Source organism: Chitinophaga ginsengisegetis, from assembly GCF_900168065.1.
Lineage (GTDB): Bacteria > Bacteroidota > Bacteroidia > Chitinophagales > Chitinophagaceae > Chitinophaga > Chitinophaga ginsengisegetis.
Genome location: NZ_FUZZ01000001.1, coordinates 855,237 through 869,838 on the forward strand (window position 1 = coordinate 855,237; position 14,602 = coordinate 869,838).

At 47.7% G+C, this 14,602-nt stretch carries 15 protein-coding genes; 4 read left to right on the forward strand and 11 right to left on the reverse strand.

Annotated elements, in window-relative coordinates; all coding sequences use genetic code 11:
* Positions 1-3: 3 nt before the first annotated feature.
* The 5 genes from cfa to B5Z18_RS03245 all read right to left on the reverse strand — a co-directional run bounded on the left by cfa (position 4) and on the right by B5Z18_RS03245 (position 5,093).
* Positions 4-1,128 (reverse strand): cyclopropane fatty acyl phospholipid synthase, encoded by a 1,125-nt coding sequence (gene cfa / locus B5Z18_RS03225; RefSeq protein WP_079467952.1) that lies wholly within the window; start codon positions 1,126-1,128, stop codon positions 4-6.
* 177 nt (positions 1,129-1,305) lie between these two features.
* Positions 1,306-1,758, reverse strand: coding sequence for a family 43 glycosylhydrolase (locus B5Z18_RS03230; protein WP_079467953.1), 453 nt, complete (start codon positions 1,756-1,758; stop codon positions 1,306-1,308).
* An 18-nt stretch (positions 1,759-1,776) separates the two neighbouring features.
* On the reverse strand, positions 1,777-3,057 hold the full coding sequence (fucP, locus tag B5Z18_RS03235; RefSeq protein ID WP_079469954.1) for an L-fucose:H+ symporter permease: 1,281 nt from the start codon (positions 3,055-3,057) through the stop codon (positions 1,777-1,779).
* 110 nt (positions 3,058-3,167) lie between these two features.
* Positions 3,168-4,124, reverse strand: a complete 957-nt coding sequence (locus B5Z18_RS03240; protein ID WP_079467954.1) for a bifunctional helix-turn-helix transcriptional regulator/GNAT family N-acetyltransferase — start codon at positions 4,122-4,124, stop codon at positions 3,168-3,170.
* Between the two features lie 126 nt (positions 4,125-4,250).
* On the reverse strand, positions 4,251-5,093 hold the full coding sequence (locus tag B5Z18_RS03245; protein WP_079467955.1) for an AraC family transcriptional regulator: 843 nt from the start codon (positions 5,091-5,093) through the stop codon (positions 4,251-4,253).
* 99 nt (positions 5,094-5,192) lie between these two features.
* Here B5Z18_RS03245 and B5Z18_RS03250 point away from each other — a divergent pair, with 99 nt between their 5' ends.
* Positions 5,193-6,230, forward strand: coding sequence for an aldo/keto reductase (locus tag B5Z18_RS03250; RefSeq protein ID WP_079467956.1), 1,038 nt, complete (start codon positions 5,193-5,195; stop codon positions 6,228-6,230).
* 75 nt (positions 6,231-6,305) lie between these two features.
* Here the strand turns inward: B5Z18_RS03250 and B5Z18_RS03255 are convergent, their stop codons facing one another.
* A complete protein-coding gene (locus B5Z18_RS03255; protein WP_079467957.1) occupies positions 6,306-7,232 on the reverse strand; it encodes an AraC family transcriptional regulator in 927 nt (308 codons plus the stop codon).
* 345 nt (positions 7,233-7,577) lie between these two features.
* Between B5Z18_RS03255 and B5Z18_RS03260 the strand changes: the two genes are divergently transcribed.
* Positions 7,578-8,807, forward strand: coding sequence for a thioredoxin family protein (locus tag B5Z18_RS03260; RefSeq protein WP_143313480.1), 1,230 nt, complete (start codon positions 7,578-7,580; stop codon positions 8,805-8,807).
* Between the two features lie 35 nt (positions 8,808-8,842).
* Here the strand turns inward: B5Z18_RS03260 and B5Z18_RS03265 are convergent, their stop codons facing one another.
* The 5 genes from B5Z18_RS03265 to B5Z18_RS03285 all read right to left on the reverse strand — a co-directional run bounded on the left by B5Z18_RS03265 (position 8,843) and on the right by B5Z18_RS03285 (position 12,968).
* Positions 8,843-9,442, reverse strand: coding sequence for a DNA alkylation repair protein (locus B5Z18_RS03265; RefSeq protein ID WP_200817190.1), 600 nt, complete (start codon positions 9,440-9,442; stop codon positions 8,843-8,845).
* An 81-nt stretch (positions 9,443-9,523) separates the two neighbouring features.
* A complete protein-coding gene (locus tag B5Z18_RS03270) occupies positions 9,524-9,895 on the reverse strand; it encodes a VOC family protein (protein ID WP_079467959.1) in 372 nt (123 codons plus the stop codon).
* A gap of 83 nt (positions 9,896-9,978) precedes the next feature.
* Positions 9,979-10,773 (reverse strand): helix-turn-helix transcriptional regulator, encoded by a 795-nt coding sequence (locus tag B5Z18_RS03275; RefSeq protein WP_079467960.1) that lies wholly within the window; start codon positions 10,771-10,773, stop codon positions 9,979-9,981.
* A gap of 24 nt (positions 10,774-10,797) precedes the next feature.
* The gene (locus B5Z18_RS03280) at positions 10,798-11,292 is read right to left on the reverse strand and encodes an anthrone oxygenase family protein (protein ID WP_079467961.1); all 495 of its coding nucleotides are present in this window, start codon (positions 11,290-11,292) and stop codon (positions 10,798-10,800) included.
* 77 nt (positions 11,293-11,369) lie between these two features.
* Positions 11,370-12,968, reverse strand: a complete 1,599-nt coding sequence (locus B5Z18_RS03285) for a beta-N-acetylhexosaminidase (protein WP_079467962.1) — start codon at positions 12,966-12,968, stop codon at positions 11,370-11,372.
* Positions 12,969-13,176: 208 nt separating this feature from the next.
* Between B5Z18_RS03285 and B5Z18_RS03290 the strand changes: the two genes are divergently transcribed.
* A complete protein-coding gene (locus tag B5Z18_RS03290; protein ID WP_079467963.1) occupies positions 13,177-13,812 on the forward strand; it encodes an START domain-containing protein in 636 nt (211 codons plus the stop codon).
* The gene (locus B5Z18_RS03295) at positions 13,799-14,602 is read left to right on the forward strand and encodes an SDR family NAD(P)-dependent oxidoreductase (RefSeq protein ID WP_079467964.1); all 804 of its coding nucleotides are present in this window, start codon (positions 13,799-13,801) and stop codon (positions 14,600-14,602) included. Before B5Z18_RS03290 ends, B5Z18_RS03295 begins: the two co-directional genes overlap by 14 nt.

Consider the following 14,602-nt stretch of genomic DNA (forward strand, 5'->3'; position numbering starts at 1 on the left):
TAATCAGGCTGGTTTAGCAATGTGATAACCGCCCGGCACACCATTTTTAGACAACACTACCTGCCACAACTGGCTTTGTCTGGCGCGGAAAGACCCTGCGCAGGACAACAGGTAATATTTCCACATGCGGAAAAAGGTGTTGTCATATTTTGCTTTCAGCTGATCATAATTTTTGAAGATATTACTGTACCAGGCCATTAGCGTTTTGTCGTAATCAACGCTGAAATTCTGCCAGTGTTCCATCACAAACAATCTTTCTATATACTTCCCTATCAACTGTATGGTTGGGATCATGGCGCCGGGGAAGATATATTTATTCAGCCACCGGTCGGTAAAGGCGTGAGCGCTGTTGCCACCAATGGTATGCAGGAGAAACAGCCCTTTTTCGTTCAGGCAGCGATGCACCACCTGCATATAGCACCGGTAGTTTTTATACCCAACGTGTTCAAACATACCCAGTGAAACGATGGCATCATACTGTTCATTCAGTGTGCGGTAATCTGCCAGCCTGATTTCTATTGGCCACCCCTTACAGCGTTCCCGCGCCAGCTCCGCTTGTTCGATGGAAATAGTAATACCGGTTACCTGCACCCCGTATTTTTCTGCGGCAAATTTTGCAAAGCTTCCCCAGCCACAGCCAATGTCGAGCACCTGCATGCCTGGCTGCAGGTTTAATTTGCGGCAGGTAAGGTCCAGTTTATCTTCCTGTGCCTGATCAAGTGTAGCGGCATTTTCCCAGAAGGCGCAGGTGTATGTCATTCTTTTGTCGAGCATCGCCTCAAACAGGTCGTTGCCGGTATCATAATGACTATGGCAGTTGTGATACGCTTTTTTCCGCGACTGGAAATTGAGCAGGCGTGCCAGCAGGACATCTGTTTTAAAACCAATGCTTTCAGGGAGCTGGTGGTCGATGCCCGCGCGCAATACGCGGTAGAAAAACTCATCCAGCTGCGGGCTGTCCCAGCATCCCTGCATGTATGATTCTCCCAGTCCTAATGAGCCGCGGCCCAATACATCTGCGTAAAAGGAAGGATCATAAACCGTTATATCCCACGAATGAGGGCCGTTTACTGCAACACCTGCGGCTGCCAGCAAACGGGTGACCATATATTCAGGTTTACGGAACATCGCAACCGGTTTTGGTCCAGAGATTTAACACCCAATGGCATGCCATTGTTTAGCAGATTCCGGGTCCGGTAATAATATAAAAAAGGTGGCTCTTATATGGAGCCACCCGCGTTTATCAGTATATTTTAAACTCCCATAGTCCGGGGGTACCGCTTAGTATTGTTACCCGCAGGTATCTTATTTTTCCGGAGAGATGATCTGTATGTGGTGATTGCATGATGCTGTTTTTGTGACCTCAGCATGGCGTCCACTGCCTGCCATCTGCAGAAGACTCCAGGCGGTAAGCTTTACCTGCCGGATGGTTCCATCTTCATTAAACTCCATTTTATCCACCCATATCTGCCGGGTGGTGCCTCCGTTACCAAATTCCAGGTAGATGAAATAATAATTATCTGTACCCGGTTCATGGAACACGTTACCGTGCCCTGGACCATAAATTTTTGCCTCCTTATCGGTGATGAGGATAATATCCTGCTCCGGCCAGGTGTACGGCCCCAGCGGCGATTGACGGCTGTAGCCATAGGCGTATTCATAATGCTCATGACCTGATAAGGTATAGAGATAATAATACACACCTTTACGTTTAAACGCTACCGGCCCTTCGGAATAACCTTTGCGTTTGGTAGGTATAACGGTAACGGATACCCATTATCTGAGTTTATATAATTTATAACCAAACAGGAAAATAACGAGGTAGCATACAATGGGCAGGTAATAGGCAGTAGCGATATTGGTATCTGCAATACGTCCCATGATAAAAGGGAAAATGGCGCCGCCAAACATTCCCATTACGATAAAAGAGGAAGCCTGTTGTGTTTGCGGCCCCAGGTCTTTTAAACCAAGACTGAAAATTGTGGGATACATAATACTGAAGAAGAAGTTGATCATCAGCAAAGCGATGAAGGAAGTCCAGCCCCAGCCCTGCGCCACAAGGATGCACATGAGGATGTTGCCAAGTGCAAAAGCGGCGAGCAGTTTATTAGGTGCGATGTAACGCATCAGTGCAGTGCCTACAAATCTTCCGGCCAGCATCATGCCCATAAATACCGTCATAAAATAACCGGCTTTCTGATCAGAAAACCGCATCACTTCATGTCCGTAGTTGATGAAGAAGGCCCAGGTGCCTGCCTGTGCAGCCACATTAAAGAACTGTGCGATGACTGCAAATACAAAATGTTTCTGCTGGAATAATTTTTTGCGCACGCCTGTTACACCGCCTGCATCTGAAGGGCCGTCGTGCGGATCTGTAAGTGCCGGTACTTTCACCATTGCAAACGCAATGGCAATGGCTGCGATAACTGCCCCGATATAGATGTATAATTGTTTTACAGACAGCAATTCCTCACCGGCATTGTGTCCTGCGCTGAGGAGAAAATAGGAACCGAGCGTTGGTCCTACTATAGCGCCTACTGCGTTAAACGATTGTGCAAAGTTGATACGCTGATCGCTGGTGCGCTGATCGCCCAAAGCAGCCATAAAGGGATGAGCTACGGTTTCCAGTGTGGCCATTCCACAGGCCAGCACAAAGAGGGCTACGCGGAAAATACCAAACGAGGCTGCATTGGCTGCGGGCACAAACAGGAAGGCGCCCAGGGCATAAAGTGTGAGCCCGAGTAGCACGCCGTTTTTATATCCCATCTTTTTAATAAACAATCCTGCCGGGATGCCCATCAGCGCGTAGGCGCCGAAGATAGAAAACTGCACGAGGCCGGACTGGGATTTGGATAATCCGAGCACATTCTGGAAATGTTTATTCAGTACATCTCCCATTGTTAATGCGATTCCCCAGCACATGAACAGGGAGGTAACGAATATGAGGGTGATGACATATTTATTCTCCGTGAATTTTGCGGGTAAGGACGCGGCAGATGATTTGGAATTTTTAGCGGTTTCTAAGGCTTCCTGTTCCAGGGAGTCGGGTGATATCATGATCAGAGTTTTTAATTTTTTTTTATAACGTGGAATGATGGTTTGAGCATGCATCCGAAGCTCTAATATACATTTCCATTTTTATAAACTCCAATCATCTGCCGGTAAAATCAAACCGGCAATATCAGTTCCATCTGGATATTGCAACGCTCATATGGCGTAGCTCTGCCGGCTATCTTTTTAAAGCCCAGCTTATTATACAGGCTGATAGCCGGTTTCAGGATGGTATTACTTTCGAGGTAAATATTCCTGGCCCCGAGTGCTGTTGCTTTTGCGATGATCGCCTGTCCTAGTAAGAATCCAATGCTTTTTCCCTGGGCTTTGGGAGATACCGCCATTTTAGCCAGTTCGTAATCGTAGTCCGGGTCGTCCATTTTTACTAATGCACAAACCCCTACCGGTTCATCGTTATAAAGCGCCACAAAAATATGTCCGCCTTTTTTAAGGATATTTTCTTCGGGGTGATCGAGTGATTTATGGTCTGCCGCTTCCAGCTTAAACCACCTGGCAATCCATTCTTCATTCAGTGCTTTGAAGGCTGCTTTGTATTTAGGTTGATAGTCTACTATCGTTACTTTACCCGCTTCTCTTTTTTTGTGTGCTTCCGCTACGCGGCTGAGTAGCGATTGCTGCTCCAGCAGGTATTCCCATTCTTCCATTGCCTTCCACAGGTCGTACGTGGTTTGGGCGGAAATGGCTTCTATCGCGGTGTTTACGTCTGTGAGCTGGTCCTGTATTTTGACGGTGATTTCCAGTCCTTTTTTGGTAAGACTTACCATATTACGCCGGCCATCTGTTTTATCTTTCTTTTCCACTACCAGTCCCTTCTTCCCCATTTCGCCGATAATTTTGCTCACCGACGGGTGGGAATGGCCAATTTCTTTTGCAATAGCGGTGATTGTTTTTTCTTCTCCTACCGATAGTACATAAAATACCGGGAACCATTTCGGCTGCATTTCGATATTATACAACTGGTAGATCTGTGCGGCATCTTCTGTGATCTTTTCTGTGAGCATACGTAGCCGGCTTCCGAGCGCTACCTTGCCTGTTTTGTTGAAGAATTCCATATTGTAATAAATTACGTAATCAGTTACGCAAATATAGGAAGTAGTTTAAAAGCAGCAAATTTTTTATTTGGGACGGGGTATAGCTAAAGGGGGGGTTGTGGCGATGGGTTACGCCACAGTCTATAATTATTCAGCCGGACGGTTACGGAAAGAAGTAGGACTTACCTGGTGACGTTTCCTGAAAAAGTGCGACAGGTGGCTTTCGTCGGTGAAGCCAAACTCCGCGGAGATCTGTTTGAGGGTCAGTTGCCCGGTGGTGATCCTTTTTTCGATGAGCTTGGTGCGATAACTGTTTACATATTCGCGGTAGCTGATATTGAAATTCCTTTTAAAGTAGGCGCTGAAATAATTGGCGGCGATATTGAAATGTTCGGCAATCTGTTTTACCTGGATCTTGTCGGGTTCATAAATATGCTGATGAATAAAGGAGATCAGCGCTTCTTTATCGGGAGCGCCATTGTCGATCCGGATATCCAGTTTGGCTACGGCTTCTTTGACCAGTCCGAATACCGACAACACCTGGTAATACACCAGCGGGGAAGTAGCGGCATCCTTGCGGCAATTGTAGGCAACAATGTTTTCCATCGTATTGCGCAGGATTGTTTTGCAGGGTTCATCCAGCACCAGCTTTACTTCTTTCAGTAGTTTATGGCGCATCATGGTTTCCGGTTTGCTCATCAGGAAAGCATCGGGCGCCAGGTGGCTTTTGTTGGTGAAATAGCTGTCGGTGAACTTGATGAAGACAAAGCGGGTGGTCTTCTTAATTTCAAAATAGTGCTCATCTTCCGGGCAAATCAGAAACAGGTCGCCCGCCTTATAAGACAGCTGATTATTATTCAGGTGATGAATACCGGCACCTTTAAAGATGTAGATGATCTCGTAATAAGTGTGACTATGCACCGGCAGGTGAAACACCTTTTCTTCAAATTCATGAATAACCAGTGTGTCAAACTGTTTCAACTTCCTCATCTCACAAAAATACAATTTTATACTCTGAATATACAAATCAGTCCTGCTGCTTTTCCCCGATATTTACACTTTCATAACACCTATAATAAAACGTATCTGATGGAATACAGACAATTAGGCGCATCCGGTTTACAGGTACCGGTGCTGAGTTTCGGCACTGCCACTTTTGGCGGCGGTAATGATTTCTTCAAAGCCTGGGGCAGCACGCTGGCGGATGAAGCGACCCGCATGGTGAATCTTTGTCTTGATGCAGGCGTAAACCTCTTCGACACCGCCGACATCTACTCCGATGGGCTTTCGGAAGAGATCCTGGGCAAAGCCATTGCCGGCAAAAGGGATCAGCTGCTGATCTCTACCAAGGCCACCTTCACTTTCGGAAAGGGGCCCAATAACCAGGGTTCATCGCGGTTTCATTTGCTGCGGCAGATTGAAGGAAGTTTGAAGCGGCTGCAAACAGACTATATCGATATTTACCACATGCATGGATTTGACGGCAACACGCCTGTGGAGGAAACCATGCGCACATTGGACGACCTCGTGCAGAGCGGCAAGGTACGTTACATTGCCGCATCCAACTTCTCCGGCTGGCACCTGATGAAATCGCAGGCCATCGCGGAAAAGTATGGATGGAACCGTTATGTGGCACACCAGGTGTACTATTCACTTGCCAACCGCGAATACGAATGGGAGCTGATGCCGCTGGGCCTCGACCAGCAGGTGGGCGCCATTGTATGGTCGCCGCTGGCTGCAGGCAGACTGGGAGGTAAATACCGCCGTAACAGTCCGCCGCCACAGAACGGCCGCATAGCACAGGGAGGCAGCCCTGTACCGGAGGCCGTAGTAAATGAAGAAGTTTTTTACAACATCATTGATGCACTCGATGAAATAGCTGCGGAAACAGGCAAAACGGTAGCACAGATCTCGCTGAACTGGTTGCTGCAGCGCCCTACTGTATCCAGCATTATTATTGGAGCGCGTAATGAAGAGCAACTGATCCAAAACCTCGGCGCCACCGGCTGGAACCTGACTACTGACCAGCTTAAAAAACTGGATGCGGCCAGTGAAGTACCTACCATTTATCCTTACTGGCATCAGCGGCAAAACCTTACGCTGAATCCGCCGCCGGTTTTCTACTAATATTTTTCAGCGGAGGGAGTGTTTCCCTCCGCATTTAATACGCAGAGAGAATCCTTTACATAAAAAGGGGAAATATCAGCGGGTGCAGATCAGCTGATAGGTGCCGGGCGTAATACCTTCCGCACTTCTGAAGAGGCGGATGAAGTAGTTGGTATCATTAAAACCGCACAGCATACTTACCTGGCCCACGCTGTTGTTGCGGTCGGCCAGCAGTTGTTTTGCCAGCTTTAGTCTTTCCCTGTTGATGTACTGAAGGGGAGTAATTCCGAACTGGTCTTTAAACCATTTGAAAAAGACATTGCGGCTCAGGTAAGCCTTCCGGCAAAGCGTATCTACAGAGATGTTTTCTGTGAGATGTTCATTGATATAATGCAGCACAAAATGGAGCCTGCTGTTGTTGCTGCTGGTATCTCTTTCATCTGAAATCAGCTGCAGGTGCTGGCTCTGCAGGATACGGATCAGCAGTTCTTTCATATTGAGATCGGCGTAAATATCCCTGGACAGGTCGGAGCTGCTGCAAATACGGACTAATTTATTGATCAGGTCTGTAAGGTCCACATCATTATTAAAGTGATACTGGTTGAATTGCAGGCGCCAGTCGTTTTTGTCGGCATACTCGCCGTTATAATATTCGTTGAGATATTGCAGGGTGCTGCGGATATAGGCTTCATCCACCGAAAGGGCAATACACTGCGTAGGATTTTCTGCCGAGGCTTCCGGGAAATCAATCACCATTGTTTCGTTGGCCGGTACAATCACGGTTTCTCCCGGCTGATATTCAAATGAAGGCTGATCGAAAAGATGCATGATCTTTTTGCCCTGCACCATGCTTGTAATGACAAAATCTCCAAAAGTAAGCGGCACCCGGTAATCCTGCTGATAACTTTCAAATATATTCAGTTCACAATTATTCAGATTATAGACCCGCCTGTTCTCGACCAGGCGTTGCAGTTGCTTGGGATGTGTCAGGTCTATCGGCTGCACAAAATGTTTTACCGGCATGGCTAATGTTTTTAGCTACAACAAGTTAGTTTAATTTAACCGAACTCAGAAAAAGGGTACGAATGTGCTAAAGATAAGTACGAAATTTTGCAATTGAATGTCAAATCTTCCTCATATTGAGCGTACATGGACGGAAACCATCTTTTTTTCCTCAAATAACATCCACCGGGGGTAATATTGGTTTGCACCAAAAAGTCGTCCTGCCGGATGACTTTTTGGTGCAAACGCCGCCGGTTAACAACCGTACGCCAACTTATCCTGTCAAATTAATTGGCTTCCCTCCCGGTTTTCTTCCTGAACTACGTTAAATTAGTGGCCTACAAATCAAAACCAACAAACAGCATTATGAAAAAACTACTCCTCCTCGCCTTCCTGTTGCCGTTACTGGCAGCAGCGCAGGACAAAGGCATCCATTTCGAGCATGGCAGCAGCTGGGCCGATGTGCAGGCCAAAGCCAAAGCTGAAAACAAATACATTTTCATGGACTGTTTCACTACCTGGTGTGGTCCCTGCAAGTTTATGTCGGCCAATATTTTCCCGCAGGAAAAAGTAGGCAGCTTTATGAATGATAAATACATCAGCGTAAAGGTACAGATGGATCAAACAGACAAAGACAATGAAGAAGTAAAAAGCTGGTACGCTGCCGCCAAACAAATTGAGACAGACTACGCCATCCGTGCATATCCCACCTTCCTGGTGTTTGCACCCGACGGGCACATTGTTGACCGCCAGGTAGGCGGCGCCGAAGCAGATCAGTTCATTGAAAGATGCGCTGCATCCCTGAATCCGGCCACACAATATTACACACAGCTGGACCTTTATAAAAAAGGAAAGAAAGATACCGCCTTCCTTCGCCAGATGGCACTGCTGGCATTGAATAAATATGACCAGGAAAATGCCTCCATCATTTCCAAAGAATATCTTGCCCAGCAGAAAGATCTTTACACTCCTGTAAACCTCAACTTCATCGCTAAATTTACCAACAGCAGCAAAGATGTAGGATTTGATATGTTCCTGCACCATGCCGATAAAGTAAATAAAGTACTGGGACCCGGTAAGGCAGAAGAAAAAGTAATGGGCATCGTAGCGCAGGAAGAAGTGTATCCGCAGCTGATGAAGAAAGACGGCAGCAAACCCGACTGGGCTACCCTTGAAAGCAGCCTGACCAAAAAATATCCTGCCTTCGCGGAAGAACTGCTCCTGAAAACCAAAGTACAATACTTCAGCTATGTAAAAGATGCTGATAATGCGGTGGCTAACATTGTTGCCTATATGAAAAAATATGGCCACAAAGCTGATCCCCAGTCATTAAACGAATATGCATGGACCATCTTCGAAAAATGCAACGACATGCAATGCATTGAACAGGCCCTGGAATGGAGCAAACGCTCATTCAAAGACAACGAAGTGCCTGCATTCATGGACACTTACGCCAACCTGCTGTATAAAGCCGGTAAAAAAGAAGACGCCCTTGCATGGGAAGAAAAAGCCCTGAACAAAGCCAGCGGCGACGAAAAGAAAAACTACGAAACTACCCTGGAGAAAATGAAGAAGGGTGAAAAATACTGGGAATAGCAAAAACATAAGCGGAGGGAATTCCCTCCGCTTATTCACTTCATAACAAGTTTATAAACAAATGCGATACGCGGTTGCTCCAGGTTCCACCCTCCCACTTCTTCCCGCACCAGCTCCCGGTGCTTTTTGCTGATATCCCTTAAAGCATTTCCCACAGATTTACGCAGGTATTCACTTTCCTTTGACTTCAGTTTACTGATCATGCGGATGGCCGTTTCCGGATGTTCCTTAAAATAAGGACGTGCCGTCCAGATACGGAGCCCCTCCACTACGGCCCTGTTCAGGTTGGGATGCGGATCATTCAGCCACAGCCTGATTTCCGGGAGTGCTTTTTCATAGCCGATGCTGCTGCAATAGTGATCAAAGGCTTTGGCCAGCATTTCCTGTACACGCCAGTTATCATCTGCCACTACTTTTGTTTTCAGCCATGTTAATGCCTTATTATTTGCCGGAGAGAGGAGTCCGAGCAACCAGGTGCCCAGCATACGTTCCTGGTAGCTTTCCCCGGCTATCAGTGTGGCGGCTGTTTTCAGGTGATCCTGGCTGGTGTCTTTTAGTAAGCTATCACCTGCTTCCAGGATATGCTTAAAGCCATGTTCTACTTTTTTTATTTCTGTAATAACAGCAGATAACATGATTGAAATGATTTGTGTTCTGATACCAAATATAAAAAGGACCGGCATAACGCCAGTCCTTTCCATGTAAAAAATTATCCTTTATGGCGTGGTAATCCACCAGGTGTTTCCAAACGGATCTTTTACACCGCCGGATTTACCGTACGACTGCTTTGTTACCGGCATTACTTCTGTAGCGCCTTCTGCCAGGGCCTTTTTAAAAGTAGCATCTGCATCTTCCACGTAAATGAACAATCCTGCATTGTCAGTACCCCAATTGGGGTTCGACTGGCCAAACATAATAACATTGCCACCGATACTGATTTCGCCATGCATGAGTTCTTTGGTACCCTCTCTGTAGCTGCGGTGATTCTCCTTTGCGCCAAATACCTTACCGGTAAAATCAAAAAAAGCTTCTGCATCTTGCAGGATCAGATAGGGCATTACCTGTTGATGTTTTTCTGGTAATTTCATAACATTTATTTTAAGGTTAAACGTCTCTTGCACAAAATTGCAATAGTATCCCCTGATAAAATTGGAAGAAACCGACATTCTTGTTAGTCACGCCAGTCGGTGGCCCCGGAGCGGCCGGAGAAATACTGTTTGGGATGCATACCTGAAAAGGCGCGGAAGTCGCTGATAAAATGCGACTGATCATAATACCCGCATTCGAGCGCCAGGCGTCCCAGGCTCATCACCTGCCGGTTGTAAAAGGCGGTGGCCGACTGGAAACGGACAATCCTTGAAAACAATTTGGGGGATAGTCCTGCGTACTGTTTGAACTGGCGCTCAAACTGCCGCTCCGACAAATAGTATGCCTGTGAAAGAGATTGTATGTTCATGGAAGGCCGGTGATGGATGATATCCCTGATAGCCGCAAAAACCGGCAGGTCCGCCACGCGGCTGGCTGCCAGCCGCTGCTCTGTAAACCGGCAAAGGATATCACAACGCTCCCGGTTATTCTTCGCCAGCATGATCTTTTCCTCGAGGATGCTGCCTTCACCTTTCAGCAGGTATCTTAATTCAGCAGTAGTATTGGTGAGATCTGCGGCGGAAATATTAAACAACAGGGGTACAGCCTGCGGGTAAAAGTACACACCAAAAATACTGAAGCCTGCATCAATGGTATACTTCCGCAGGATGTGTGTGGCGCCCTGCACACCGGAGGTAAACGATTTACTGGTATCACCGTTATCCGCCAGTTCATCGAACAGCCCGCGGTAATGGAACACCAGCTCCACACAGGCATCGGCCATATTGTAATGCGTATAACCTGTGTCCCCCTCCAGCACCCAGAAGAACCGGATGAGGTGCGCAAGATGGGGCGGTGGTGGAATGGTTTGGTACTGCATTACCCTAAATTTACAAAAAGCATTTCAGCTTTTGGCATCGCGTTGTAAACAGGCCATCACCAGCAATACCAATGCGGCAATCCCTGCCAGTGTGCGTACAAGATGCCAGTTATTCCACGGCGTGGCAAATGCTACGCGCATATCATGCAGTTGCGCCGCCGAAGCCCCTTCAGTATGAAAGGCCGCCAGCTTATCGTTGAGGGGAATATTGGAGAGCACCGTTACCCCGAAAGAGCCAATCACAAATATCAGCGTAGCTGCCAGGAGGTACCCGCTGCGGCGGGTAAACGCGGGCCGGGCATTGAGCCAGGTAGCCAGTGGCAGCAATACCGGCGCGCCTAAAAAACTTACTATAAAGGCAGGATTCACAATGGCCACATTGATCGCCTGGGTAGCTGTTATATAGGCGGCATCCGGCAACTGCGCAAATGCTATATTCACAGAAACAGCAAACGCATAAAATAAACCCGCTACCAGGGCGGTGGTGATGGTGGCAAGCGCCAGTATAAAAGTCTTCATTACGTTAACCGGGTATTTTTAATCCCATTGCAATATTACTTCCCCCCCATTTCCGGAAATAGAACAAAACCGACACATCAATCTATATAGCCGGCAGCCGCTTTGCCCGACTCCTGGTGTTTGGCCGGCTGGAAAATATCGAAGTAATAGAGATGCTCCTTTGCATATAGGGGCAGCTGCGCTTTTAAACGGGTTTTAAAGCCGTTAAAGTCCTTTGCCGGGGATTGGGTCCAGGCGGTTTCCGCCAGCGCAGCTATGCGGGGGAAAAGCAGGAAATCCAGCCGGTTGTTGCTATGAATGGTTTCTGACCACAGGCATGCCTGTACGCCTAATATCAGGGATTCATGCCCCCGTGTGGCAGGAACAGCGGCGGCGGAGAAATCGTATACAGATTGTAAAGGATTGAATTCACCATCTTTCCACCTGCGCCCGATTTTGTGGCTGCTGTCCTGGACAAAATCAAAATAAAACGGTAGCCGCGGGCATAGCACTACAGAATATCCTTTCTGAAATGCCATCGCCAGGTTCTCCGGTTTTTCGTGACGCCACCAGCATACAATGGTGCTGTCGGCAGGCAGGGAGGCCGTGGCAATTTCATCCCAGGCCATTACTTTATTATGCAGCTTCAAAACGGTATCGGCCATCCGTTGAATAAAATAGTCCTCTACCTGTTTGCGGTCTTTCAGGCCCTGGGCTTCTTTTAACCGGATGATGCCGGTATCCTGGTCCCAGCCGGCGTTGCCAAAGGTTACTTCGTCGCCGCCGAGGTGAATGAGCTGCGCGGGAAACAGTTGAGCCGTTTCCGTTAGTATATCCGCCAGGTAGGAGTAAGTTCCTTCCCTGCCGGGGTTAAAGGTGAACTGCGGATACTTAGCGGTACCGCCGCCGTCAAATGCGGGATAAGCCCTGTTAGCAGCCCCGGCATGACCCGGCATATCTATTTCAGGAATAATGTCGATGCACCTCGCTTTGGCATAGGCAACTATTTCCCGGATATCGTTCTGGGTGTAATAGGCCGCAGGTGCATTTGGATCACTGATATTGCCGATGCCGCCAACGGTAGTGAGCAAAGGATATTTTTTGATCTCCAGCCGCCATCCGGGCATGTCTGTTAAATGCCAGTGAAAACGGTTCAGTTTATAAAAAGCCATCCAGTCGAGGACAGACTTCACTTTCTCTTTACCAAAAAAATACCGCGATTCATCCAGCATTACGCCGCGCCACGCATATAGCGGGGCATCGGTGATATTCCAGCAGGGTACCTGCAAAGCTTTTCCGGATACCGGCGCCACTGCAGCGAGCTGCAACAGGCTGATGATACCGTTAAACACGCCTTCCCGTGCGCCTCCTGAAATGGTGGCGGTTTGCTTATTCATAATAAGCGTATAGGCATCTATGTTAGTAGCGGACTTTTTTTCCAGTAAGATAACGGTGCTGCCGGATTTCCGTTGCAGCGGAACATGGATATGATAACGGCGAAGCAGTTCCTGCTGCAGCCAGGTAGCCAGCGGAACCATGGACGTGTCTTCCCAGCTGATAGTAGATTGTGCGCTGATTTCAAAAGAGCCGCGCGCCTTCCCTGCTTTTACGGGCAGCGGGATCACCGGGCATATTTGCTGTGCGGCAACGGGAATAGCAGTAAATACAATGGCGATGGCCAGCAGGCATTTTTTCATGTTCAAAGCTGATTTTCAGGAGCAAACGGTGCACCGGCGAACAAAATAATAAAATATCGCCAGTACTTCTCCATAAAATAATATATAAATATTTCTCCATTATTGTATCCCCGGTTTAGTTACAGGTCAACGGCTTAATCCTACAGTTCAACACTTAATCAATGGCCGGCCGGTATACCAGTGGCATATTTGCAATAAATGATGATGTATGCAACACCTCTCCGTTTTAGTGATCAGCAGTATGATGTTCGTCCGGTCATTATTCGTTGATACCAGCGAATTCAAACTGGTGAAACAGGATAACGCCATCGCGTTATATGAAAGATGGATTCCCGGCGCCGGTGGTGAAAATGTAAGGGAGATCAAAACCATCTTCCAGGTAAAATGCGCCATACCGGCAGTGATCGGGCTTTTCAAAGACCAGGCGCGCGGTCGCGAGTGGAATACCAATGCCAGCGATTACCGGATAGCCACAGCGCCCGATCCTCATCACTGGATCACCTATATTAAGTATGATATCCCCTGGCCGGTAGACGACCAGGACTGCTGCCTGCTATACCGCTACCAGGAAATGACCGGCGATGCGGCGGAAGTGGCGTTTGAAAGCATCACCGATCACCGCTTCCCTTTATACAATAAAACAACACGGATCACCGGCACGCGGGGAAAATGGATCATGGCGCCCTTGGGGAACGGGCAGCTGCAGATCACTTATATGGTCACCACCGACCGTAGTAAGAAAATTCCCCGCTGGGTATCCGATCCTATTATTCATGATAACCTGTTCAGGACCATGACAAAATTCAAAAGCCTGCTTGAAAATAAAACGTATGCCAGACAATAAATATACGCTCATCACCGGCGCCAGCTCCGGTTTGGGCAAAGAATTCGCTATTCAGTGCGCCAGGAAAGGCATGAATATTATCCTCATTGCCCTGCCGGGAAGCCGCCTCCAATCTGTAGCGGAGAGCCTGGAACTGGAATATCACATCCACGTAAAAGTGTTTGAATTTGATTTGTCCGACAGCGACATACTGAAGCAGCAACTGCAGATCATTACCCGCAACCATGATATCAATTTCCTGATCAACAATGCCGGCATCGGCGGTACATCTTCCATCACCCACACCTCACTGGAACGGATAGACGATATTATTATGCTCAATGTAAGAGGCACCGTACTACTTACCCACCTGCTGATCCCGCACCTGCTGAAACACCCGCAGAGTTATATCATGAATATAGCCAGTATGGCGGCTTTCACGCCTATTGCCTATAAAACGGTGTACCCTGCATCCAAAGCATTTATCTCGTCTTTTTTCCTGGGATTAAAAGAAGAACTGGCCGGTACCGGTTTATCCGTAAGCGTTATATACCCTGGTCCTATTATGACCAACTCCCATACCTCCCGGCGGATCATCAGCCAGGGACTGAAAGGAAAAATGGGACTGCTGTCTACCCCCGACATTGCGCACATTGCGCTGAAAGGCACGCTGGCCGGACACCCGGTGATCATACCCGGCCTGATGAATAAGATCAATCATGTGCTGATGCAGTTGCTCCCACTATCATTCCGGATGAGGATCGTATCCAGGGAAGTAAAAAAAGAAATCCCATATAGCTTATCTGTCTAA